Annotated in this window: 24 protein-coding genes; 12 read left to right on the top strand and 12 right to left on the bottom strand. The window is 46.7% G+C overall.

Features of this window, described 5'->3' with window-relative positions:
- Window positions 1-175: 175 nt before the first annotated feature.
- Window positions 176-1,099 (top strand): S-layer homology domain-containing protein, encoded by a 924-nt coding sequence (locus HF638_RS11130; protein ID WP_169480253.1) that lies wholly within the window; start codon window positions 176-178, stop codon window positions 1,097-1,099.
- Window positions 1,100-1,183: 84 nt separating this feature from the next.
- Here HF638_RS11130 and HF638_RS11125 read toward each other — a convergent pair whose 3' ends face one another.
- Window positions 1,184-2,698 (bottom strand): glycoside hydrolase family 43 protein, encoded by a 1,515-nt coding sequence (locus HF638_RS11125; protein WP_169480421.1) that lies wholly within the window; start codon window positions 2,696-2,698, stop codon window positions 1,184-1,186.
- A gap of 172 nt (window positions 2,699-2,870) precedes the next feature.
- On the opposite strand from HF638_RS11125, the gene HF638_RS11120 reads away from it, so the two are divergent.
- Window positions 2,871-3,737 (top strand): helix-turn-helix domain-containing protein, encoded by an 867-nt coding sequence (locus tag HF638_RS11120; protein WP_169480252.1) that lies wholly within the window; start codon window positions 2,871-2,873, stop codon window positions 3,735-3,737.
- Window positions 3,738-3,809: 72 nt separating this feature from the next.
- On the opposite strand, the gene HF638_RS11115 is transcribed toward HF638_RS11120, so the two are convergent.
- The 4 genes from HF638_RS11115 to HF638_RS11100 form a co-directional block, all read right to left on the bottom strand.
- Entirely contained in the window at window positions 3,810-4,379 is a 570-nt protein-coding gene (locus tag HF638_RS11115; protein ID WP_169480251.1) for a YdeI/OmpD-associated family protein, read from the bottom strand.
- Window positions 4,380-4,390: 11 nt separating this feature from the next.
- Window positions 4,391-4,900: a DinB family protein gene (locus tag HF638_RS11110; protein WP_169480250.1), complete on the bottom strand. Its 510-nt coding sequence runs from the start codon at window positions 4,898-4,900 to the stop codon at window positions 4,391-4,393.
- 82 nt (window positions 4,901-4,982) lie between these two features.
- Window positions 4,983-5,900 (bottom strand): helix-turn-helix transcriptional regulator, encoded by a 918-nt coding sequence (locus tag HF638_RS11105; RefSeq protein ID WP_169480249.1) that lies wholly within the window; start codon window positions 5,898-5,900, stop codon window positions 4,983-4,985.
- 274 nt (window positions 5,901-6,174) lie between these two features.
- On the bottom strand, window positions 6,175-7,092 hold the full coding sequence (locus HF638_RS11100; RefSeq protein WP_062832986.1) for an ArsR/SmtB family transcription factor: 918 nt from the start codon (window positions 7,090-7,092) through the stop codon (window positions 6,175-6,177).
- Window positions 7,093-7,492: 400 nt separating this feature from the next.
- Here HF638_RS11100 and abnA point away from each other — a divergent pair, with 400 nt between their 5' ends.
- From abnA to HF638_RS11060, 8 genes are all read left to right on the top strand, one after another.
- A complete protein-coding gene (gene abnA / locus HF638_RS11095) occupies window positions 7,493-8,404 on the top strand; it encodes an arabinan endo-1,5-alpha-L-arabinosidase AbnA (protein WP_211175610.1) in 912 nt (303 codons plus the stop codon).
- A 132-nt stretch (window positions 8,405-8,536) separates the two neighbouring features.
- Entirely contained in the window at window positions 8,537-9,880 is a 1,344-nt protein-coding gene (locus HF638_RS11090) for an ABC transporter substrate-binding protein (RefSeq protein ID WP_145146366.1), read from the top strand.
- Between the two features lie 154 nt (window positions 9,881-10,034).
- On the top strand, window positions 10,035-10,925 hold the full coding sequence (locus tag HF638_RS11085; RefSeq protein WP_062835910.1) for a carbohydrate ABC transporter permease: 891 nt from the start codon (window positions 10,035-10,037) through the stop codon (window positions 10,923-10,925).
- A gap of 26 nt (window positions 10,926-10,951) precedes the next feature.
- Window positions 10,952-11,794 carry a carbohydrate ABC transporter permease gene (locus HF638_RS11080; RefSeq protein ID WP_036611483.1) on the top strand — a complete coding sequence of 281 codons (843 nt, stop codon included), beginning with the start codon at window positions 10,952-10,954 and terminating at the stop codon, window positions 11,792-11,794.
- Between the two features lie 56 nt (window positions 11,795-11,850).
- Complete coding sequence (locus HF638_RS11075) at window positions 11,851-13,272, top strand: arabinan endo-1,5-alpha-L-arabinosidase (protein ID WP_169480420.1); 1,422 nt, start codon at window positions 11,851-11,853, stop codon at window positions 13,270-13,272.
- Between the two features lie 568 nt (window positions 13,273-13,840).
- The gene (locus HF638_RS11070) at window positions 13,841-14,821 is read left to right on the top strand and encodes a glycoside hydrolase family 43 protein (protein WP_169480247.1); all 981 of its coding nucleotides are present in this window, start codon (window positions 13,841-13,843) and stop codon (window positions 14,819-14,821) included.
- A 195-nt stretch (window positions 14,822-15,016) separates the two neighbouring features.
- On the top strand, window positions 15,017-15,862 hold the full coding sequence (locus tag HF638_RS11065; RefSeq protein WP_169480246.1) for an EcsC family protein: 846 nt from the start codon (window positions 15,017-15,019) through the stop codon (window positions 15,860-15,862).
- A 58-nt stretch (window positions 15,863-15,920) separates the two neighbouring features.
- Window positions 15,921-16,409: a prolyl-tRNA synthetase associated domain-containing protein gene (locus tag HF638_RS11060; protein WP_169480245.1), complete on the top strand. Its 489-nt coding sequence runs from the start codon at window positions 15,921-15,923 to the stop codon at window positions 16,407-16,409.
- Between the two features lie 420 nt (window positions 16,410-16,829).
- Here the strand turns inward: HF638_RS11060 and HF638_RS11055 are convergent, their stop codons facing one another.
- Entirely contained in the window at window positions 16,830-18,104 is a 1,275-nt protein-coding gene (locus tag HF638_RS11055; RefSeq protein WP_036611474.1) for an MFS transporter, read from the bottom strand.
- Window positions 18,105-18,314: 210 nt separating this feature from the next.
- Here HF638_RS11055 and HF638_RS11050 point away from each other — a divergent pair, with 210 nt between their 5' ends.
- Window positions 18,315-18,518 (top strand): hypothetical protein, encoded by a 204-nt coding sequence (locus HF638_RS11050; RefSeq protein ID WP_169480244.1) that lies wholly within the window; start codon window positions 18,315-18,317, stop codon window positions 18,516-18,518.
- A gap of 160 nt (window positions 18,519-18,678) precedes the next feature.
- On the opposite strand, the gene queF is transcribed toward HF638_RS11050, so the two are convergent.
- From queF to HF638_RS11020, 6 genes are all read right to left on the bottom strand, one after another.
- Entirely contained in the window at window positions 18,679-19,170 is a 492-nt protein-coding gene (queF, locus tag HF638_RS11045) for a preQ(1) synthase (protein WP_169480243.1), read from the bottom strand.
- Window positions 19,171-19,321: 151 nt separating this feature from the next.
- Entirely contained in the window at window positions 19,322-20,095 is a 774-nt protein-coding gene (gene queE, locus HF638_RS11040; RefSeq protein WP_169480242.1) for a 7-carboxy-7-deazaguanine synthase QueE, read from the bottom strand.
- Window positions 20,088-20,579: a 6-carboxytetrahydropterin synthase QueD gene (gene queD / locus HF638_RS11035; RefSeq protein WP_169480241.1), complete on the bottom strand. Its 492-nt coding sequence runs from the start codon at window positions 20,577-20,579 to the stop codon at window positions 20,088-20,090. The genes queE and queD overlap by 8 nt, the downstream gene beginning before the upstream one ends.
- Window positions 20,576-21,256, bottom strand: a complete 681-nt coding sequence (queC, locus tag HF638_RS11030; protein WP_169480419.1) for a 7-cyano-7-deazaguanine synthase QueC — start codon at window positions 21,254-21,256, stop codon at window positions 20,576-20,578. The genes queD and queC overlap by 4 nt, the downstream gene beginning before the upstream one ends.
- 416 nt (window positions 21,257-21,672) lie before the next feature.
- Window positions 21,673-22,377 (bottom strand): AIM24 family protein, encoded by a 705-nt coding sequence (locus HF638_RS11025; protein WP_036668803.1) that lies wholly within the window; start codon window positions 22,375-22,377, stop codon window positions 21,673-21,675.
- A gap of 18 nt (window positions 22,378-22,395) precedes the next feature.
- Window positions 22,396-22,851 carry a hypothetical protein gene (locus tag HF638_RS11020; RefSeq protein ID WP_169480240.1) on the bottom strand — a complete coding sequence of 152 codons (456 nt, stop codon included), beginning with the start codon at window positions 22,849-22,851 and terminating at the stop codon, window positions 22,396-22,398.
- 330 nt (window positions 22,852-23,181) lie between these two features.
- Here HF638_RS11020 and HF638_RS11015 point away from each other — a divergent pair, with 330 nt between their 5' ends.
- Window positions 23,182-23,349, top strand: coding sequence for a hypothetical protein (locus HF638_RS11015; protein WP_169480239.1), 168 nt, complete (start codon window positions 23,182-23,184; stop codon window positions 23,347-23,349).
- Window positions 23,350-23,414 lie beyond the last annotated feature (65 nt).

Below are 23,414 nucleotides of genomic sequence, written 5' to 3'. Positions count from 1 at the left end.
CACTTAGCAAAAGCTGGTGGCTTGGACTAGTGAACGCGGAGAAGAGATGTATGCCGTGTTCCTGTGTTGTATTCACCAGATGTCGAAATTACTGAAACATTTTCTAAGGGTATCCCGTCTGTAGGAATGAAGAGGTAAAAAATAGGCTTTACTAATCATATGGAGGTGCCAGGAAATGAAACATAAAAAAGGATTGGCTGCAACACTTGCGCTCTGCGTTTCTTTGACAGCAGGAGGTGCATCGGTACTCGCTTTTTCAGATGTGAAGGATGAAGGACAGAAGTCGGTTGTGGATTCTTTGAAATCAAAAGGCATTGTTAACGGAGTAACGGCGGATCTGTTCCGTCCAGATCTTGCATTGTCCGAGCCTCAGGGTGTTCAACTGATTGTGAATGCATTTGGTCTGAAAAATGCATACGCTGCATCTTCCGCTCAGGATAAAATTAGTCCAGACACGTGGTATGCTGATGCTGTTCAAGCGGCTACGCAAAATGGATTGTCCATTCCGGTAGAATTGAATCCCCAAGGCAAGATGACACGCGAGCAATTTGTTGTTTTGCTTCATGAAGGTATCAACACAACTGGGACTTATCCGGTCATCATGAAGTATAATCTTGTTAAGGACGAAAATAAAATCGGTAAGGACGCCATATCTGCAGTCCAGAACTTGCTGAACATGAACATCATTGAACTGGATAAGGACGGTAACTTCCGTCCAGATCAGTCGCTTACCCGTATGGAGGCTGCAAGCATGATCTTCAATGCACTTGAATTTGTGGATAAACACGGCAACGGCGGCTCAGCAGAGCCAGCTCCAACCAATCCAGGTGAAGGCCAGCAAGCGATTGTACCTGAAGTGACAACGACGAAGGTTGATGACAAAACAACCAAAGTTAAACTCAGTGCTGAAATGCCTCACCCTGGTTATGGACTGAAGATTGATGATGTGAAATTGGAGAAGGATGGACGTGCCATCGTACTCTATTCCATTATTCAACCTGATCCGGACATGATGTATCCGATGGTCATCACGAATGTGACTGCAGAAGCGGATATCCCAACAGGCTATACGGCAGAAGCTCAGCCTTCTGGCAAGTAATCTATTCTTCTGAACAGAATATAGCTTAACTTAAAAACCCACCCTTCATGCGTACATGGAGGGTGGGTTTTCCGTTGCTGAGGGTTATTCTTCCAACGGTGTATAGTCAAACCAATCAAAACTTGCAGGTGTGCGTTCCCCCGATGGATCGTAGGCATACATGGCTATAATCACACCTGTGAAGCCACTTGCCACTTCGGTAGACAACAGATGGGTTTCACCCGAACCTACTTCGATGGCATCGGATGAGCCTTGCTGGTAGAGGAACGTAAAGTGATTCCGGTCGACCTTGATCTGTAAAACAATGGGACCCTGCTCACAGTCAAGCATCTGTTCAGTTCGTAGAGAGCCGACAGTTCGTCGTAGGATGATTTTCTTCTGGCCGTCGATCTGTGTTACAGCCAAGTCATAATGATATTTATTATTCATAAATACAGTTAATCCGGCTTCACCGCCGCTCGCACCTGGCTCATAATGCAGCTCGGCAGCCATGTTGCATAAGAAATGGCTCAAGCGACGCCCGACAAAGGCTGGATTTTGTCCATCATCGAGCGAAACTGAATGACCCCGCAGGATGAGTTGCCCGGGATTTTCTGTGAGCGTCCAACTATCCGGAGCCGGGTTCCGCAAGAAGATCCAGTTCATGTTCAATGTTGGTTCGTCAAAATGATCCCGTATAGCCTGAGGTGACCAAGGGTGCTCAGGCAACGAAGGTCCGGTCATCTCCGGCTCAATATGTCCGTCCACACCGATTATCGGCCAACCGTCTTCTGTCCACGTGACAGGGGCCAGGAAGGTCTCGCGTCCCAGATGGTGTCGCATGGGGTAACCTGCTGGACGAAGGCCCAGACATACGGCCCACCAGCTTCCATCCTGGATCTGGACAAGGTCTGCATGACCCGTTGCATGGATACTGGATTTCATGCTTCGATTGGACAGAATGGGATTATGAGGACACGGTTCAAATGGTCCGTATGGATCTGTGCTTCGAGCAACGGTCTCCATGTGACCATACTCGGTTCCACCTTCGGCGATCATCAAATAGTAGAAGTCATTTATTTTGTACAGGTGGGGAGCTTCGGGGGCTGCTCCTCCGGTTCCGGTCCAGATCAATCGGCTATTGGTTAGTCTGGCTCCGGTTGTGATGTCTATCTCGCACTGATAGATGCCCTCGCCTTCATCCCCATTACAGGCCGTTTGAAAATACACACGACCATCTTCATCAAATAGAAAAGAGGGATCTATACCATCTTGATCGACAAAGATGGGAGTAGACCATGGCCCTTCGGGTTGGGAGCTGCGTACATATAGATTTCCGCCGCCGCTTACATTGGTTGTTGTCATATTGAACCAGCCATCATGATACCTGAGTGTTGGAGCATAAATACCGCCAGAGCTGCCTGCATTCGCTAGAGGAAGTTGTTCTGGGGTAGTAAGGATATGACCGATCTGACGCCAGTTCACAAGGTCTTTACTGTGGAAGAGGGGTACACCCGGGAAATATTCAAAGGTACTAGTCACCAGATAAAAGTCTTCATCTACACGGCAGATACTTGGATCTGGATAAAAACCCGGAATCACCGGATTGGTATATTTCATCATGTTATACTCCTATTCATTGTGAGAGTTTAGTACGAATCTGGACACATTGAAAATCCCTGCTACAAGGCGAATTATAACGCTTTTTAGTATATGGAACCTTGATTTTTCGGTCCTGGAATAGCATGATATAGACATTCAACCCAACTATGTTTGCGGAGGGGGAATACTTTTGAGTAATGCATATTTGAGATGGTTTACTTCAGATCATCAACAATTTCCGTTTTTTATTCAGTACGGTGGACATGTCGAGGACATGGAGCTCCATAATCATATGGATTTTACGGAACTTGTGATTGTCCTGAATGGTCATGCAACCCATGTGGTGAACACCGAAGAATTTTTTATTAAAAAAGGAAACGTGTTTGTGATCAATGGGGACACCCATCATGCGTACAAAGATCCTCATGATTTTAGGATCTGTAACGTGATGTTCAGTCCAGAGATGCTTGCTTCGGCTGGGCCTGATCTCAGGAAATCCAATGGCTTCCAGGCACTGTTTGTTTTGGAACCGTTCTATCGTAATACCCACTCATTTCCGAGTAAACTGGCGTTATCCATTTCCAGTCTGGAGTATGTCGAATCGCTGATATCGTTCATGATTGAGGAGTATCACAGTAAACAGCAAGGCTATCAGACGATGCTGATCTCACGTCTTACGGAGATGGTTGTATATTTGTCGAGGCAATATGATACGCAGGAAAAGGGCATTGAGGGCAATAATCTGATGCATCTGGCGAATGCCATTTCATATATTGAAGATCATTATCTGGAGCCATTGTCGCTGGAGGACATTGCGGGGAAGTCGAATATCTCGATAAGGCATCTGAATCGGATTTTTCGATCCTATTATCAGATGACTCCGATCTCTTATCTGCAGAAGTTGCGTCTGGAGAAGGCATGTCATTTGTTGAAAAACGGGAACCTGTCCATTACGGAAATTTCATATGAATGCGGGTTTAACGACAGTAACTATTTCACCCGCCAGTTTAAGAAAGCCTATGGCAAGTCTCCCAAAACATACAGGCAGAATCATTAATACATGACTGAATAAAAAAACCAAAACAGGGCCTCCTTATAGGGAGGTCCTGTTTACTGTCTCAGAGACATTTTAATAGTCCAAAAGTCGTCCGTTATCATGCCACTGACCGTACATTTTATTTTCCTTCGTGTTGGTTATGAATTTGTCCAATCTACTCTGGAATAATGCGGGCTGCTGTTTCACACTTTGGATCGTATCCATCCGAACGTTTTGATACAGGGCAGGGAAGGACAGGAAGTTCGTATAAACCCGTTGGTCCTCTTTCAGCCTTTGTTCGATCACACCATCGATAATGAAAGCATTCAGGTCCATCACAGGAAGAACCTTCCTACCTTCGTCATGCATCAAGCCCAACTTTTCAAGACGACGGACACGTTCCTTGTTCAATTCAGTCCAAGAGCTTCGTGTGCTTCGGGGAGATAATCTCTGTGCTAATTGGGTTTCGGATATTTTCTTTTTGACACCATCGATCCATCCGAAACATAACGACTCTTCAACCACGTCCAAGTACAGCAGGGTATCCGAAGTTGGTTTCATGCTCACAATGACCCAGCAAGATTTCTGGACTTTTCCGTGCTCTTGCAACCAATTTCTCAATTCTTCCCTCGATGTCACGGGGATACAATGTACATTTTCCATCGAATCGTTGTCTATACTTGAGCCGGTTCTTGATACCAGAATAGAGAATAGTCATTCATGATGGAGGCGTGCCCCAATTGACGCAGCATAGTAGATACATTGCCCCGATGGTAGGTCCCGTGATTGACCAGATGGAATACCATTTCCGATAAGCTGGTTTCGCGTACTCCGGCAAATGGGTTATCGAGCAGAATAGTTTTCTCCAGATCAGTCTGACCTTGGAGCCATTCCCTGTATTGTACCGACAAGTCGGCAAAACATTGGATGTACTCATCTATTGAACCGTGTATCTCACTATTGAGAGGTATGCATGCTTGCAGCGCCTCGGGCATACCTGTGCCGGTTAACACCAGGTACCACATCTTATCCACGGCATAGATATGGCTGAGGGCATGAGCGATGGTTGCAAACGAACTATTCACTTCCTGACTCAGTACAGAAGCGGGCAGTTCCTTGATTCTGCTCAAGATGGTTTGAGTGGCCCATGAGTGGTAGTTATACATCTGCTCCGGATGATTCATTAATAATCGTCTCCTTTAATTTGGCGGTGGATTGGGTTACTTACTGAGACGATTATAAAAAAAGAAGTATGACAACAGCGTGTCATACTTCTTCATAGAGCTTGAGTGCGTTTTGAAGTTGTTCTTTCAGAATGCCACGTAATTCAATCGGTTCAAGCACCTCGGCGCCACTGCCCAAACTAAGTAGAAACGACCATAACCACTTGGCATGTAACGGCTGATGGACCCGGATACGCATCGTCATACTTCCATCCTCGTGAAATTGCTTATCCGCTTGTTGAAAATGATCCATAGCTTCCGCGAGTGCTTCCGGTTTCACCCGAAATATAACATCACTGATCTGGTCTTGCCATGATGGATCTGACACAACAGTCGCCTGAGGAAGCTCCAGATGTGGTTGAAAGTGTTCCGATGTCAGGTGCACGTTCATCATCCGGGACAGTCGAAACTCCCGATAATCCTGCCTTGTCTGGCAAAATCCATAAACGTACCAATTACGATATTTAAAATGAAGTCTTACTGGTTCCAGATGGCGGGTTATATGTTCATTTTTCGTATTGATGTAGTCAAAACGCACAACTTGATGCTTCGTAATCCCTGTACGGAGATGAGGAAGGGCGTCGGGTTCCGTTCGACGAGTCTCCAGATCCACCGATAGACTTGGGTTCTGATGCTCGGGTCCAATCGTCTGTAGACGTTCAATGGTTCCCTGTGCACGCGCGTCTTCGAATACGGTGGATAGACTGCTAAGGACCGTAATTAGGGCATTCACATCATAAGAACCGAGCAGGCTCTTATCCATTTTATATCCATCCATCATGCCATATCCGCCTTTAAGTCCCTGATGGGAGACAACCGGAAAGCCAGCTGCGCAGATTACATCAATATCCCGATAGATCGTTCTTGGGGACACCTGAAACTCTTCCGCCAGAGTGGAAGCAGACAACACTTCGTGGTTCAGCAGTTTATATATGATTGAGATTAATCGCTCCAGTTTCAAAAGGTATCCCCGCCCGTTACTCCATTTTGTCATTACAGGCCATTATTATATCACGACATAGCAAACAAGATGGAAGGCTACAACTGTTCAACATAATTTATATAACCTACTATGTTTTGTTCCAGCTGGAATGAACAAGGGAATGGTCAGGATGAAACAACAAAAAAAGAGTGCTGAATCGCACTCTTTCTAAGGTACATTATTGTTGTGTTGAACAGTTATCTTGGTAATCCTGTGTTGAACTGCCATTTCAAGCTTTATGTCAGGTTGGGCTCTATTCCTCTTGCACGTTATAGAGTACGCGAGCAAGCAGATTCTGTCCGTAATTGCCAAAGTTTTTGCCGAAGATTGTTAAGCCGCGTTTGTTCAAAGGTCCGTCCGTTACAGCAATGCGGAAGTGAATATCGCTTTTGTAATCCAAACCAATCTGGTCCAGCGTTACGTCCGAGATACGACATCCATCAATATAGCTACCTTCCTGCGTGATTCGGATCAGCTTCAGCATGCCGTACTGATTCAGATGGGGAGGCCACCATTCTGGGTTAAAGGTACCACGTGTATTGCCAAAATCCCCCGGACTCGTCCAGCAGCCAATCTCAATACCGTTAATGTAGAAATAAATATCCGAAGGATAATTGTCGCAAAAGCCAGGGGCCTCTGAACCCAGTTCCATCGACAACTGAATTTCGCTAAACGACTGATTCGGCTTGAGATAGTTGGGAATCCGATACTCCAGATAACCTTCAGCCAGCCAGATCATCTCCGCATCAATTCGCAGTGGATCAGCAAAGTAACGCGGATCATCGAACTCTCCAACAATGCTGTCCCGGGTAGCGAGACCACATGTAGGCGCAGCCTGATAATCGCTGTAATGACCGACCTGAATTTCCACCTCGTAACGATTGTTAATCTCCTGTGAACGCAGATCAACCATTAATTTTTCCTCATTGAGATAACATATCTTCTGAATGCCATGTTTACCAACAGCGGTGTTGATCTCAATCAATCCGCTCTCTTCGAGCTTTTTGATATGCATTGTGATAGCGCCATTGCTGAGACCCAGCTTAGTTGCGAGATCATTGAGATTAAGACTTTGGTTCTTGGCCAGCAGCTCGATGATCTGAATCCGGATTTCCGAACTGAGCGCTTTGAAGATATTCACACCCGACATCAGATCTTTAATATAAATCATAGGTGGATTCCTTTCCCCGTTCTGAACAAAGTCTCTTTTCATTGCAGACATTTGCACATTTATATGTTTTATTTCAGATAATTATAAATCATTCCTTCATGGAAGGGAAGGGCGGAGAAATGGAAGCCAAAACCACTGTACATAGCGCAAATATGAAAATATAAACTATATTTTGTTCACTATTCCGGTTAAAATAAGTGTTAATCAGTTTACATATGTTTGAAATATACCATTGAAATGTCATGAAACCGCTTTTATAATCCTATTATACCTAAATTGATTCATTACTTCATGAACCTAATTAACCATTTGATTCGGAAAGGTGGAGTTCGGTTTGGAAAAGTTGAGCAATGTGAAGAGGTTTAAGTGGAAGCGGTTGGCGTTACCGGCATTACTTGTGATGGTATTACTACTGGCGGGTCAGTCAAAAGCTTTGGCAGCGTTCTGGAATCTGAGCGGAGATACCGCCGTTCATGATCCATCAATTATCAAAGAGGGAAGCTCGTGGTACACCTTCTCAACCGGCCCGGGCATCCAGGTATTGAAATCGGATAATGGATCGTCCTGGTATCGTGTTCCACAAATCTTTTTAAGTAAACCGTTCTGGTGGGCCTCTGCTGTTCCCGGACAAAGTGGATTGGATGTATGGGCACCAGACGTAGAGCAGTATAACGGAAAAGTATGGCTCTATTATTCGATCTCCACCTTTGGCTCCAATCGGTCTGCGATTGGTCTTGCGTCTGCCAACAGCATTGGAGCAGGGCAGTGGAAAGACGAAGGATTGGTGCTTCAGACCACGACTGCCAATAATTATAATGCGATTGATCCGAATCTAGTCATTGATGCTTCAGGCAACCCATGGCTGGCCTTCGGTTCTTTCTGGAGCGGTCTGAAAATTGTCAAGCTGGACAAAAACACGATGAAACCGACAGGAAGCATAACTTCCATTGCTTCGCGTCCGAATAACGGGGGTGCTATTGAAGGACCAAGTGTTGTATATCGTGGTGGATACTATTACCTGTTTGCTTCAATCGATTCTTGCTGCCAAGGGGTAAACAGTACCTACAAAATGGTCTATGGGCGTTCGACGAGTATTACAGGCCCTTATGTGGATAAAAACGGAGTGAACATGCTGAATGGCGGCGGAACGATATTGGATACAGGCAATGTGAAATGGAAAGGTCCAGGTGGTCAGGACGTGTACAACGGCAATGTCATTGCACGACACGCCTATGATGCAGAGGATAATGGCAATCCGAAATTGCTGATTAATGACTTGCTTTGGGACGCGAATGGCTGGCCGATGTATTAATTTATTTTAGATAAATATAAAATGTTTTATAAAAGTGTTGACTAAAGTGATCTGGATTTGATAAATTTAACAACAGAAATCCTATTTCATCCAATTGAATACGGTTACAAATCCAGATCAGGAGGGGTTCAGATGGTAAAGAAAAAGAATTGGGTCACATTTATGCTTCTTATGCTGGTAAGTGCGCTGGTACTTGCAGGTTGTGGAGGTAGCAGCGGCGCGAGTGGGGACAAGGAGTTAACGTTTATGTTCCGCGGAGGTACAGACGAGCAGAAAGCTTACCAGGCGGTGGTCAAGAAATTCGAAGAAGATCATCCGGGTGTGAAAGTCAAAATCATCGTAACGGCTGCGGATCAATATGCAACCAAACTGAGAGCGGCAATTACAGGCAACAGCTTGCCTGACGTATTCTACATCAATCCGGGCGATGTGAAAGCGTATGTGAACAGCAATGTGCTCATGAACCTCACATCGTATATTGAAAATAACCCGGATGTCGATCTCGATAATATCTGGAAATACGGCGTGGATCTGTATCGCTATGACGGCCAAATGGCAGGCCAAGGTGATATCTACGGTATGCCGAAAGATCTGGGGCCATTTGCACTGGGCTACAACAAGACTTTGTTTGAAAAAGAGGGCATTCCATTCCCTGACACGGATAAACCATATACATGGGAAGAGTTCATTAAGGTGAACCAGCAAGCGACCAAGGATACCAATGGAGATGGTAAACCGGATGTATACGGTACTGGATTCAACGTACAGTGGGCCCTGCAATCCTTTGTATGGAGCAACGGTGGCGACTGGCTGGATGAAACCAAAACAAAGGTAACGATTGACGATCCGAAATTCGCTGAAGCATTGCAGTTCTTCGCGGATATGCAAAACGTATACAAAATCACACCTTCTATTGAGGAAGCGCAAACATTGGATACGTACCAACGCTGGATGAAAGGTGAAATGGCTTTCTTCCCTGTAGGTCCATGGGATATGAGTACATTTGAGAAACTGCCTTTCGATTATGATTTGTTACCTTTCCCTGCGGGATCTACTGGCAAATCGGCAACGTGGATCGGATCTCTGGGAATTGGGGTATCGGCGAAAACGAAATATCCGGAAGAAGCGGCAGCATTGGTGAACTACCTTACGGCTTCGAAGGAAGGCATGCAACAACTGGTGGATGCCAAGGTACAAATCCCGAACTTGCTTGATATGGCAGATGAGTGGGCCAAAGATACATCCACGAAACCAGCCAACAAGCAAGAATTCATTGACATCGTAGAGGATTACGGCCGGGCTCTGCCAGGTAACTACACGTACAATGCGGAATGGTATGACCTGTTCTTCACTGACATCCAGCCGGTATTGGATGGCAAGATTACAGCCGCAGATTATGTGAAGCAGCAGCAGCCGAAAATGCAGAAGCTGCTCGACAAAGCGGTTGAACAGGAAAAGAAATCTCAGAATAAGTAGATAGGAAAAGGCGATGCCGGCGGCCAGCAATCATGCTGCTGGCATCGTTCTTATTGGAGCTTATTGGATTCCATACGGGCATGTGGCATTCGTTGATCGACAAGGTTCAATCGACGGATGCCACATGCTGATACTAGAAACAGGGGTGAACGCTGTGATTACGAAATCGAGTTTGTATCGCAAAGAGATGCTGTACGGATATCTGTTTATTTTGCCTCCGATTCTTGGGTTGCTGATCTTTGTCATGTTCCCGTTCCTCTATTCCCTCTATGGTTCCTTTACCGATTGGGATGGACTGGGACAGATGAATTTTATCGGTTTGGCCAACTTCAAGGATCTGCTCACGGATGACCTCTTTTACAAAGCGATGTTTAATACATTCTTCCTGATGCTCGGTATCCCGATTGGTCTGTTGTTGGCGCTGTTGCTGGCAATGGGTCTGAATCGTAAAATTCCCGGCACAACGACATTCCGTGTGATCTATTACATTCCGGTTATTTCTTCCCTCGCTGCGGTGTCCATCATGTGGAACTGGGCGTACAACGGGGATTACGGTCTGGTGAACCAGTTCCTTGACCTGTTTGGGATTAAAGGTCCAAACTGGCTCGCGAATAAAGACACGGTCAAACCCGCTCTAATTATTATGACGATATGGAAAGGTCTCGGATACACGATGTTATTGTACCTGGCGGCACTGCAAAGTGTATCACGTACATACTACGAAGCGGCTGAGCTGGATGGAGCCAATGGATTCCAGATCTTCCGCAACATCACTTGGCCTATGGTGAAGCCAGTTACCTTTTTCCTCATTGTTACAAATATCATTGGTGGTTCCCAGATCTTCACTGAGATGAACATTATGACGCCTACGGGTGGTCCTGAATATTCTTCGGCATCAATCGTCTTCTACATTTGGCAGAAAGCCTTCAGTAACTTGCAGATGGGTTATGCCTCAGCGATGGCCATGATTCTGGGTATTTTCATTTTTGTCATTACCCTGGTGCAATTCAAAATGAACGAAAAATCAGCCTATGATGGGGATTGATTGTCAAGGAAAGGAGTGAACCAGAGATGTCTTACAGTCAAAAGAGGAAATTAACGAACTCGATCATCTTTATCGTACTCGCGATCGGTGCGATTGCGATGATTGCACCACTGATCTGGATGCTGTCCACTTCATTGAAGGAGAAGCAAGATGTGTTCGCGCTTCCGCCTGTGTGGATACCTGAAGTATTCCAATTTGGTAAGTATAAAGAAATTTGGGAAGCTGGTCCGCTGCTCAGCGGGATCAAAAACAGCCTTATTGTTGCGGTGAGTGTGACGGTGGTGGGTACGTTTACGTCCAGTATCGCTGCCTTTGCCTTTGCCAAATTAAGATTCCCGCACAAAAACAAGCTGTTTCTCGCGTTGTTAGCATCCATGATGATTCCTTATCCGACAGTCATGATCCCGCAATTCATCATGTTCGCGAAGCTGGGCTGGGTGGATACCTTGTTGCCACTGATCGTTCCAGGCCTGTTCGGTAACGTAATCATGATCTTCTTCCTTCGTCAATATCTGCTTAGTGTGCCTGATGCGATTATTGAGGCGGCCAAGATTGATGGAAGTTCCTATTTCCGTCTGTACTCCAGTATTACGTTCCCACTCATCAAACCGGCGATTGCTGCACAGCTGATTCTCTGGTTCATGGGCATCTGGAATGACTATCTGGCACCGATTATCTATCTGAATTCACCGGAGAAGCAGACGTTACAGCTGGTTATCGCGAACTTCAACGCGACGTATGCGATTCAAACCGATTACCCACTTATTATGGCGGCGTCCATTGTAGCCCTGTTGCCGGTATTAATCATCTTCCTGATCTTCCAGAAGCAGATTATTGAATCGGTTGCCATTTCGGGAGTGAAGGGATGAATCAGCGGAAGAAATTCCGACGGTGGACATTTTCGAAGAGAGGGGTTGTTGCTTCCATGTTGCTGATGCTGATTGTTGGAGCTACGGGTTGTTCTGGAGAAGGAGCAGGAGAAACGGTGTCCCGTCCCGTCTTTCCTGAAGCTCCTCAAGATACTCAGCTGTATGACACATCCATACTGGATGATGAATCCCGTTGGACGGTAAACAATGCGCATGATCCAGCTATTATCAAAACCGATCAGGGCTACTACGTCTATTCCACAGACGTTCGTGTAGCAGGAGAAGCGAAACCCGGTGTCATGGTACGAAAATCAGATGATCTGATTAACTGGACATGGGTAGGTCAGGCTCTGCCAGGTATTCCGCAAGAAGCGCTGGATTGGACAGGTGCAGTCAATCTTTGGGCACCGGATGTGATCCAGGCTGGCGATACCTATCGGATGTACTATTCGGCTTCTTCTTTTGGCAGTACCCAGTCGGCCATTGGTCTTCAGACATCCTCATCTCCCGAAGGTCCATGGACTGATGAAGGACTGGTTGTGAAAACTTCTGCGAATGAACAGGACAAATTAAATGCCATTGATGCCAATCCCATCGTAGATGCCGAGGGCAATTCATGGATGGTATACGGTTCATTTTTTGATGGCATCTATATTGAGCCACTCGATCCGGACACCGGGAAATTCAAGAACGAGGGTTATGGTACCCGTATTGCCGCTCGGGATCGTGCTACCGAAGAAGGTGCAGTCGAAGGTCCTTACATTGTGTATAACCCGGAGTTCAAAAAGTATTATCTGTTCGTCTCCTATGATTCCTTATTCGAGGACTATAACGTGCGGGTTGCGCGTGCTGATTCAATCACAGGACCGTATACGGACATAAACGGCATGAACATGCTGGATACCGAGCATCTGCCGCAATATGAGATCGGCACCAAAATTCTCGGGGGGTATCGCTTCACGGAAGGCGAGGGCTGGGTTGCGCCCGGACATAACTCCGTTCTGAAGGACGGGGACGATTATTACATCGTGCATCATGCGCGGGGTGAGACGGATAAAAACTGGCCATATCTGCATGTACGCAAAATGTTATGGACCAAGGACGGATGGCCTGTGGTTTCACCCGAACGTTACGCCGGTGAGAAAGCACAGGACATTCCAAAGTCCATGATTGCCGGGGAGTGGGAAGGCATGGCGCTTGACCCGTCCGTAGACGGGCAAATTCAGGCCGTGCCATATACCCTAACGGGCAACGGTAAAATTCAAAGCGAAAACGGTTCAGGAACCTGGACGTTTGATGGTAAACAAACATTGACACTAAAATGGAAAGAAAGCCCATGGGGCGGAGCTTCCACGGAAGAGCTGAAGCTGCTCCCGTCCTGGGACTGGGAGCGAAGTCAGCCGGCACTCGTAGTGACAGGCCTCGATGACCATGGCGTGGCGGTCTGGGGCAAGCAGATCAGCGCAGCTGAGGAGTGAGGCTGTAACCCAGCGAGCACGAAAAGAGCGAGCTACTGCTCTAAGGGTGCACAAGCAGTGAGGGGGGAGGAAGGAGCCGCAGGAGCGAGTTTGGCATCCGATTTCAACCGCCTAGAGCGGTGATAAAAGAAATCGGAGGACAAGAGAGCGCCAAGGCCCTGCCACCCCCGAACGTCCGCTGTGCACCCAAAGCTGGCCTATAGCTATGCGGCCAGCTCTGCATTACATGGGGAGAGTTGACCCTGCGAAGCGGTCAACCCCATAAGACCGAGCCAACAAAAAGGCTCGGAGTGAGGTTGTAATCCAGCGAGCGCGAAAAGAGCGAGCTACTGCGCCGATGGGTGCACAAGCAGTGAGGGGGAGGAAGGAGCCGCAGGAGCGAGTTTGGCATCCGATTTCAACCGCCAGGAGCGGTGAAAAGAGAAATCGGAGGACAAGAGAGCACCAAGGCCCTACCACCCCCGAACGTCCGCTGTGCACCACCCAAAAAGGTTTTCGTTTGTTTTAGCAATTGGGTTACATATCTCAACTCCGAGCCACCACACACATTTGAAAGGGGAGCATTCCCATGACTGATTCCATTACCTTTACTAATCCCATCCTGGAGCAGCGCGCTGATCCGTGGGTGTACCGTCATACGGACGGTTACTATTACTTTTCCGCATCCGTACCAGCCTTTGATCGGATTGAGATCAGGCGAGCAGAGACGTTGGAAGCGTTGAGAGATGCTGAGCCGGTAACGGCTTGGACCAAGCGTGATACTGGGCCGATGAGTGCCAACATCTGGGCACCGGAAATTCATTTTATCGATGGCAAATGGTACATACATTACGCTGCGGCTCACACCAGTGAGACCAACGAAGGCCTGTTCGATCATCGGATGTATGTTCTGGAGAACGATTCTGCCAATCCACTCGAAGGGGAGTGGGTAGAGAAAGGACAGATTTACACCCGGTGGGAATCATTTGCGCTGGATGCAACGACCTTTGAGCATAAGGGAATTCGCTATCTGGTCTGGGCGCAGAAAGATCCTGATATTGTGGGTAACTCGAACCTGTACATTGCCGAAATGGAAAACCCATGGACGCTACGCGGCGAACAGGTCATGATCTCAACGCCAGAGTACGATTGGGAAATCATCGGCTTTAAGGTTAATGAAGGAGCAGCCGTGATGCACCGAAATGGGCGATTGTTTATTGGATACTCAGCCAGCGCGACCGATTACAACTATTGTATGGGTCTGCTCACCGCAGATGAAAATGCCGACTTGCTTGATCCGGCTAGTTGGGTAAAATCACCAAAGCCGGTGTTCCAGACTTGTGAAGCGAACGGCCAATACGGTCCGGGCCATAACAGCTTTACGGTGTCACCGGATGGCAAGACCGATATTATGATTTATCATGCGCGTAATTACAAAGACATCGAGGGTGACCCCTTGTATGATCCGAACCGTCACGCCCGTGCTCAAGTGATTCATTGGCGGGAAGATGGCACACCTGATTTCGGTGTTCCCGTTCCAGATGGAAAAGCAGTAGCAGAAGCGAAATAAGAGATAGTGAAACCTTAAATACGAGAGCCCTTCGTTAGCGAGTGATGCTGATTAAGGGCTCTTCTGTATGTGAACGATAAGATAGAACGGCCTAAGTATCGATGTCTTGGATATAAAACAAAGCAACCACAACGATGATTTTTGCGTATGAGAAAGATACGGATTACGATACACAACCTATTAGGAGGATCACATATGGATTCACGCGAAACATTGGACCAAGAACTTGAACAGATTTTGAAATGGGAAAAACAACAGAAGGACTTGTTTATATGGGATAAAATCGGGCGGTTGCCGTTTGCGATGTTGGATAAAGTGATGCCTAAAGCACTGAAACAGAAAATCGGAGATTCCCTGAACGACGTCGGTCAGTATGTACAAAATGGGGGCAAGTTCCTCGTACAGAAGAAAAAAGTAGCCAAGCTGTTGCAAGAGGAAGCTGAGAAATCCGGTTATTCCATGACGGATACGACGGATCAGCTGGAACAGGATGCTGAAGCTGAGGGGACAGCGAAGATTCATAGTGTAGAAAATCTGCCACTTCAGGTGCTGGACCGGGTAGCCGATAACATTACCGAGAGTCGAACGAAGTTTGCCGCGGCTCAAGGAGCAGCTACAGGGTTTGGTGGCATTGTAACCATTGCAGCAGATATTCCCATGGTGATGGGGCTTTCCTTGAAGGTACTACAGGAGATGGCACTATGTTACGGCTATGATCCCGATGAACCGCTGGAGCGCATCTTTATTGTCAAATGTCTGCAATTCTCTTCCGCCGATATCGTAGGTAAGAAAGCGATCATTGAAGAATTGGCAGCTTACGATGATCCAGACAAGCCTATTGAAGTGGTATCGCAGATGCAGGGTTGGCGGGAAGTTTTTAACTCCTACAGTGAATCCTTTGGTTGGAAGAAGCTGTTCCAACTCGTGCCGATTGCCGGCATGGTCTTTGGTTCAGTGAGCAACAAAAATACGATCCGTGATGTAGCCGAAGCAGGTAAAATGCTGTACAAAAAACGGCTGATCCTTCAGCGTTTGAAATAAGGTTAAAGAAGAAGTAGTCTTATAGAAGAATATTTATATTGAAAGAGATGAATCTGATATGTTAAACAAACAGGGTTTCTATGATCTTTTAGATCGCAACAATATCGTTTACGAAAGTATTGAACATCCCGCAGTATATACGATGGAGGAAATATTCTCTTATCAGATTCCACATACAGAACATATCGTTAAAAATCTGTTTCTGCGTGATGACAAGAAGCGCAACTATTATCTGGTAACGATTGCTGGAACGAAGTCAGTTGATTTGAGAAGTTTAGGCGAAAAGATACCTAGCCGCAAACTAAGTTTTGCGAGTGAAAAGGATTTGTTGGAATTCCTCGGATTGGAAAAAGGGCACGTCAACCCTATGGGAGTGTTTAATAACATACAGAAAAACGTGACCGTAGTTTTTGACAAGGATCTAGTCGGTCAAAAAATAGGAATTCATCCCATGGAAAATACAGCGACGGTATTTCTTGAATTTGAAGATGTGAAGGAATTGATTACAGCTCATGGCAGCAGCGTTGTCATGTGTGACGTGGAATAAAACGGGTTTGAGCTAGAAAGCAGAAAAATAATATAACAAAAGGGTTCCTACCGCTCTGTAAGTACAGAGTTAGTGGGAACCCTTTGTTATAGTTGGACTTTTTATTCATACTGCTAATGTAGGTGACAAAGTGGAATCTAACGAATTTAACAGGCGCTATTCGGCGATAGTTCACTAATCCCGATTTCTAAAGAATCTCAGACACGTTAGTTCTGCATCTCACACGCACATTCCAAGGTTTTCGGACTTTTTCTCGGGAATAGCGTTGCTCAGATTCTTTAGATTGGGGAACCAGCAGTATTTGTTCAAATAAGTGCTGTCATGTTCGTTAGCGCAAGATAACGTCTTATAAGGGCGATGCTGCCACGTAAGGATTGGATCTAATATAGAATAAAAAGTGGACACCTGTTGATGTATTTTTTACTCTTCACTACCGTTTTCTTTGGCCCATATATTCAGTAATTTATCGGATGGAAGCAGGAACGTGAAGATTCCGAGCAGTGGCAGGAAGCTGCACATCTGCATTACCGGTGATACGCCGAAGACGTCAATCCAGTTCCCCAACACGAGTGCGCCCAAGCCTCCCATACCAAATGCCAGACCTGTGATCAGGCCCGAGACCGTTCCGATTTTGCCCGGAATCAGCATTTGCGCGTATACAACCGTAACCGAGAAGCTGGATAACATGATAAAACCAATAATGGTTAGCAGTACGCCTGTCCAGAACAGATTCGCATAGGGCAGCAACAGAGCCAGTGGAGCAGCTCCAGCCATGGACAGGAAGATCAGGTTACGTTTGCCGAATCGATCCGCCAAGGGGCCTCCGAAGAACGTGCCAAGTGCTCCAGCAGCCAGGAACAAGAAGATATAGATCTGCGCGTCTTCTGTGGACAATCCAAAAGTATCTTTCAGATTAAACGCATAGAAGCTGCCGATGGAAGCGATATACCAGGAACGAACAAAGACGAGCAAGATCAATAGCGTAATGGCGGCAGTAATCTTTTTGCGCAAAGCAGGATTGGGTGCACGACGAGCAGCAGCCTGTCTACGCAGATATCCTCCCGATTGCAGCATGCGTCCATACCAACGGGCTATGTAGATCTGAACTGCAATCCCCATGGCAGCAATGCCTGTAAATCCAATGGCACCGAACAGTCCAAACGGGATAAAGATCCAGCGTGTAAGCAATGGGGCAAGGGATTGCCCAGCGTTACCACCAACCTGGAAGATGGACTGTGCCAGTCCACGGCGTTGACCGGCAGCCATGTGTGATACACGTGAACCTTCCGGATGGAAAGCAGCGGAACCCAGACCGACAAAGATAACGGAGATCAGGACAGCCATATAACTGTCAGCGAAAGCCAACAGCAACATGCCGGTAAATGTAAAGCCCATGCCAATGGGCAGGATAGATGGTGTCGGTTTTTTATCAGCAAACCAGCCTACGACAGGCTGCATAATGGATGCGGTAAAGTTAATAGCAAATGAGATCCATCCGATCTGAGTATACGTGAGATGCATAGAATCTTTCAGAATCGGAAAAATGGCTGGAATAACCGACTGGATCGAATCATTGAAGAGATGAACCAAACTGATGGCAATGAGTATCCGGTAAACGGTGCTTTGGGCATCCGATCCGGGTGGGGCTTTCGAACGCGCTGCGGCGTCCTTGGTTAAAGTGGATTGAGTGGACATGTACAATTCTCCTTTGGTCGCGGTCACGAGGGATCAGCGCCTGATGTTGTAATATATGCGTGTAAGCATATTGTTACATAATAGGATAGATTGATTGGACCGACAAGGGGAACATGAGAAAACGTACATTTACAAAAGAAACGTATTACTTTAGCATCTACTGTAAGAAGACCCATATTTATGTGTAAGAAGGATAGAGGAGGGATGGATATGAAATCCTTATCACCTTATGAATCCGCCAAACGTGAGTTGGTGATGACTATTTTGTATATGGCTGTAATAACGTTTCAGGCTATATATGTTTCCCCAGCATCTTTGTCTGTGGCTATCGTCATATTTATCATCTTTCAATCGATTGGTGTGCTGATGTTGAGACATTACATTAAAAAAGTCAAAGAACTAAAGGAGGATTAGTCTACTTGAATGCGCTGCGATCCAATTGCGTTGAGACACTTAGTCTCATAAAGGTTTATACTAACCAAAGAAAAAGCCGGACATCTTCAGGTTTTGAAGAGTTCGGCTTTTCTGTGTCCTATAATATTTCAGTTATAGCAGAGTTGATTCACCCGCCAGTTTAACGATTATCAATCGTCTCCGGATACATATCATGATTCATCATACGATGGTCGGCCATCTGTTCGTATTTCGTTCCCGGCTTACCATAGTTCGTATACGGGTCAATGGAGATGCCGCCGCGCGGTGTGAATTTGCCCCATACTTCGATGTAGCGGGGGTCCATCAGCTTGATCAGGTCGTTCATGATGATATTCACGCAATCCTCGTGGAAATCACCATGGTTACGGAAGCTGAACAGGTACAGCTTGAGTGATTTACTCTCGACCATTTTCACATCCGGAATGTAGCTGATATAGATCGTTGCAAAGTCCGGCTGACCCGTAATCGGGCACAGACTAGTGAACTCCGGGCAGTTGAATTTTACAAAATAATCGCGGTACGGATGTTTGTTATCAAAGTTCTCCAGGATGCCCGGATCATATTCAAACGTGTATTTTACGTTCTGGTTACCCAGCAACGTCACATCTTGCATCTCTTCAGGTTGTCTCATCGGTTCGTAAACGCTCCTTGTTTCCGTCAAAGCCAAAGCCTCGCGGTATATATGAATAGGCAATTTTTTTTGCCTGTTGAATTCTCTTATTTTCTAAGGACGTGTTGTCCTCATCCTTACATCATGCCGCCCATTCCACCCATACTGCCCATCAAACGCCGCGTTTGTTGCCCCATACCAACGTATGAAGCTGTGGAAGCACACGGACATTGTTCAGCTTATCGGAGGCACTGACTTGGTCGATCAGCCACTCATAGCGAGCAAGCAGCGAGGACGCCAGATCTGGCGTATCAGCGGAAGTCACATCCGGGTTCCCAGTTTGTAAAAATAAATCCGTGCCCGGATACCGCGCATGCACACGGCGGGCATAGTCCAGGTCTGTCTCATCGAAGATCACGATCTTCAGACTATGACTTCGTTCTACCGGGCCAGCGGCCAACCGTTCGATCAGATCATCTAGCACGGCCCAATCGGTGTCCATGCCGGAGCTGGGTGGCTTAGGTGAGACGGTGACTTCGTCAATGTCCGCCAGCCAAGGCTGCCAGCGGGAGCCCTGCGTCTCCACCGCGGTGCGGATGCCGTTCTCCCGCAGCAGGGCAACCAAGCCGCCCAGCGAAGCGAGCAGGGCGGGATTACCGCCGGAGATGGTGACATGGGAGAAACGGGTGCCGCCAACGCGGCGCAATTCTTCCCATACGGCCTCCGGCGTAATCATTCGAATCTGGTCCTTGCCACTGCCGTCCCAGGTAAAGGACGAGTCGCACCAGGAGCAGCGATAATCGCAGCCCGCGGTGCGAACAAACATCGTTTTTTGCCCGATCACCATGCCTTCGCCTTGAACTGTCGGTCCAAAAATCTCCATCACGGGAATACGAGCTTCTTTGCGAGATCCCGTCTCATTCACCTCTTGTGTCACACTACTCATCGATCATCCACTCCCGTCTCGCTTCCGCGTAACTGGTTGGTGTCTCGAAGAGTCGGACAAACTCCGTCCGTCCACCGTCCGTTAGCCCGGCATAGGGCGCCGTTTGTAACGCATTTTCCATCTGTTCGAACAGCCAAACGACCATATTTTCAGCCGTTGTATTCATTAAAGGAAGCGTCTCGTTGAGGTACTGATGATCCAGATATCCCTCAATCTGAGTTTTCCATATATCCTTGATATGTCCAAAATCAACCGTCAGCCCGGTTTCACCCGGATAACCGCTGATGCCAAAAATAACTTTATACGTATGACCGTGCAAGTTCTTGCATTTGCCTTCATAACAATGCAGATGATGTGCCGCGTCAAAAGTAAACTCTTTGCTGACGAGCACACGTTTGCGGTGATAGCGCAGCTGGGTGGGCAGAATATCTTCTCCGATGCGTTGCAGATGCTCTACAATACGGAATGTTCCCGGCTCTCTCATCGTACATCCACTCCCGCCGATTCAGCAGCAGTACGTTGCTGTACATAACGATCCAGTCCGGCTTTGCGCAGTTTGCAGGCAGGGCATTCCCCGCATCCATCGCCGATCACGCCGTTATAGCAGGTTAAGGTACGCTCGCGTATATAATCAAAGGCACCGAGATCATCGGCCATCTTCCACGTTTGGGCTTTGTCCAGCCACATGAGCGGGGTATGAATGACAAATGGATAGTCCATCGACAGGTTAAGCGTCACATTCATCGATTTCACAAATGAATCCCGGCAATCCGGGTATCCGCTGAAATCCGTCTCGCATACACCTGTAACCAGGTGACGTGCTCCTTTTTGCTTGGCCATAATGGCTGCAAAACTGAGGAACAGCAGATTCCGTCCATCTACAAATGTACTCGGCAGTTCACCTTCTTCATGCGTAATCTCCACATCCGTGCGAGTGAGCGCATTGGGGGCAAGCTGGTTTAACAGACTCATATCCAGTACCGTTTGCTGGACGCCCAGATCACGAGCGATCTCTGCTGCACATTCAATCTCCAGCTTGTGGCGCTGACCATAATCAAACGTAACGACCTCGACTTCGGCAAACTCTTGTTTGGCCCAGAACAGACACGTGGTACTATCCTGACCGCCGCTGAATACAACGACTGCTTTTTCTTCGTTCAACATAAAAAAACCTCTCCATCTTCTTGAGATCAAACCATGCACATAGGCATAGAGTGTCGGAAGAACAGAGAAGTTCATGAACTGGCATCCATCAAAAAACACACCTTCTCGATAACCGCTTTAAAAAAAGCAGGCATGAGTAAGTGTCCTTAGTTTTTTACGTACATTCCGTTAAGCAACGTGTACGCAAGACTTATACTGACCATCAGATGGTCAAGTCTTATAGAGGGAGTTCGCGAACCTCTCCCATGCCGTAGGGCGTGTCTCAAAACTCGCTGACTTCGGAGTTCTCAGACACGTCCTATGGCATGGATTTTCTTCTTCAATTGTCTGAACTATTATAACATGAAACCGCGTGGTGACCACCCCACTGGAGCATAGTGGCAGCTGGTCAGACGGCCCCATCATGTAACAGCTTATTTGATCAGTACATTACCGAAAGGAATAACTTCTTTCAGAATTCGTTTGAACAGTCCCTCATCGTTGAGATCCTGTTCCAAGCGGTGATTCTCACGCCCTGCCTGAAAGAGTACTGAGCCATGTCCCGTCATTTTCCAATGATAGTTCATATGCTGACTGGCAAGGTTGTTACCATATACGGTTAGTTCCAGATGTGCATTTTCGGGATAGGCAATAATGCTGCCAGCATCTACATAAAGCGGAGCTGTCGGATGCAGTTCCTGTTGGCAGACCTGACCTTGGGTTAGCAATCCGATTTTGCCTTTGCCGGAAAATTTCATTTTAACTGCATCGCGGGTGATCAGCATGTTTTTAATTTTCTGAATTTTGGTATGCATGGTTACACCATCAGAGTAGAAGAAGAGGTGGCGGAAGTCATAGAGCAGATCACTGTCCTCCGTGAGCTCTACTTCTTTCATGGTGAATCCGGGAGGCAGGGCGGCCACAAATTGGCAAGGTCCGGTAATTTCGGATTTAATCAGCTTTTTTTTGCGATATATGCCCGTGATATTCATGAATTTATCATTGCGACTACCACTTGGACCGCGGAAGGCCACAATTTGCTGCGGATGCAAAATATGAAGGCGGTCGTCTTTAATCAGCGAGAATGTGACGACTTGTCCAGCTCCGCCTGCTTCAGCATTGTTCAGGTGTATGTTCATGCAGTTGCTCCTGTTCTTTTATACTCGGCCCGAACGGCGACGCATTCCCCAGCGCATCACACGAATCAGAATAAAGTAACCTAATATGAGAGAAACGACAGTGATGATCATCGTCTGAATTCGTTTGGTGGTAGCTGCTTTGGCATTCTGGTCATCCTGCAACTTGCTTACCATCTCAGTAAGTTTCTGGTTCTGAGCCAGTAACTGTTCGTTCTGGGTCTTGAATGCTTCGACATTAGCCTGGGCTTGTCCCAACTGGGCGGACGTTTGATTTAGTTGCTCCATCGTTTGCTTATAGCTTTCCTGCAGAGCGTTCACTTCTCCGGGCAGTTCGGAGACTCGCTCCCATCCGCTGTATATATCCGTGAAAATATTGGCACTGGCTGCACTTACTGTGGAAGCTATTAAAACGGTAAATAGAATGCATGTGGTGAATAACACCCGAATGAAATAACCCTGAATGGATTTTGGCATTGTTAACACCTCTTTCTTCGGTAAATAATATAGATCGCCGAATTCGTCGTCTATTGTTGAAATACGCTCTTACATTATACGTCAAAACCGGGACGATGGGTTCAACATGATATCGTTTTATTACCCGAAATATTTAAAATTATTTATAGTAAGAGCTGTTTAGCTTATAAAACTGTGGGGTAATAGTACGATAGGCAAGCACACCGGACCGTTCTTACAGATCTTTAACTTCAGTTCCGGGTGCATGCTATTCACAAATACGCAATTTAATGAACGATACTAATATATCCGATTGAATATAAGATCGTGAACATGAAGGAGTAGAAACATATGTATACAGCAGATCAGAACACATCAACCAAAACCATTATGATCACTGTTAACGGAGAGCCAGTGGGACGGAAGCTGGTCATTGACAGTGTCACCTATGCTCCGGTAACCGAAGCAGATGGTACACATTTTTTACACAAAATGGGAATCGATCATCCTACTGTTTAATTTAGGCCTTGTCATAGAGAAGTGATTGAAAAGCTTGGCATAACGCCAGGCTTTTTCGTCGTTTA

This window comes from Paenibacillus sp. SZ31 (assembly GCF_012912005.1).
Taxonomy (GTDB): domain Bacteria; phylum Bacillota; class Bacilli; order Paenibacillales; family Paenibacillaceae; genus Paenibacillus.
This window is presented reverse-complemented; position numbering and strand designations above follow the sequence as displayed.

Coding starts and splice junctions, on each gene's coding strand:
- HF638_RS11130 (WP_169480253.1), top strand. CDS start 176: ATGAAACATAAAAAAGGATTGGCTGCAACACTTGCGCTCTGCGTTTCT.
- HF638_RS11125 (WP_169480421.1), bottom strand. CDS start 2,698: ATGAAATATACCAATCCGGTGATTCCGGGTTTTTATCCAGATCCAAGT.
- HF638_RS11115 (WP_169480251.1), bottom strand. CDS start 4,379: ATGGAAAATGTACATTGTATCCCCGTGACATCGAGGGAAGAATTGAGA.
- HF638_RS11110 (WP_169480250.1), bottom strand. CDS start 4,900: ATGAATCATCCGGAGCAGATGTATAACTACCACTCATGGGCCACTCAA.
- HF638_RS11100 (WP_062832986.1), bottom strand. CDS start 7,092: ATGATTTATATTAAAGATCTGATGTCGGGTGTGAATATCTTCAAAGCG.
- abnA (WP_211175610.1), top strand. CDS start 7,493: ATGGTATTACTACTGGCGGGTCAGTCAAAAGCTTTGGCAGCGTTCTGG.
- HF638_RS11090 (WP_145146366.1), top strand. CDS start 8,537: ATGGTAAAGAAAAAGAATTGGGTCACATTTATGCTTCTTATGCTGGTA.
- HF638_RS11080 (WP_036611483.1), top strand. CDS start 10,952: ATGTCTTACAGTCAAAAGAGGAAATTAACGAACTCGATCATCTTTATC.
- HF638_RS11075 (WP_169480420.1), top strand. CDS start 11,851: ATGTTGCTGATGCTGATTGTTGGAGCTACGGGTTGTTCTGGAGAAGGA.
- HF638_RS11070 (WP_169480247.1), top strand. CDS start 13,841: ATGACTGATTCCATTACCTTTACTAATCCCATCCTGGAGCAGCGCGCT.
- HF638_RS11065 (WP_169480246.1), top strand. CDS start 15,017: ATGGATTCACGCGAAACATTGGACCAAGAACTTGAACAGATTTTGAAA.
- HF638_RS11060 (WP_169480245.1), top strand. CDS start 15,921: ATGTTAAACAAACAGGGTTTCTATGATCTTTTAGATCGCAACAATATC.
- HF638_RS11055 (WP_036611474.1), bottom strand. CDS start 18,104: ATGTCCACTCAATCCACTTTAACCAAGGACGCCGCAGCGCGTTCGAAA.
- HF638_RS11050 (WP_169480244.1), top strand. CDS start 18,315: ATGAAATCCTTATCACCTTATGAATCCGCCAAACGTGAGTTGGTGATG.
- queF (WP_169480243.1), bottom strand. CDS start 19,170: ATGAGACAACCTGAAGAGATGCAAGATGTGACGTTGCTGGGTAACCAG.
- queE (WP_169480242.1), bottom strand. CDS start 20,095: ATGAGTAGTGTGACACAAGAGGTGAATGAGACGGGATCTCGCAAAGAA.
- queD (WP_169480241.1), bottom strand. CDS start 20,579: ATGAGAGAGCCGGGAACATTCCGTATTGTAGAGCATCTGCAACGCATC.
- HF638_RS11025 (WP_036668803.1), bottom strand. CDS start 22,377: ATGAACATACACCTGAACAATGCTGAAGCAGGCGGAGCTGGACAAGTC.
- HF638_RS11020 (WP_169480240.1), bottom strand. CDS start 22,851: ATGCCAAAATCCATTCAGGGTTATTTCATTCGGGTGTTATTCACCACA.
- HF638_RS11015 (WP_169480239.1), top strand. CDS start 23,182: ATGTATACAGCAGATCAGAACACATCAACCAAAACCATTATGATCACT.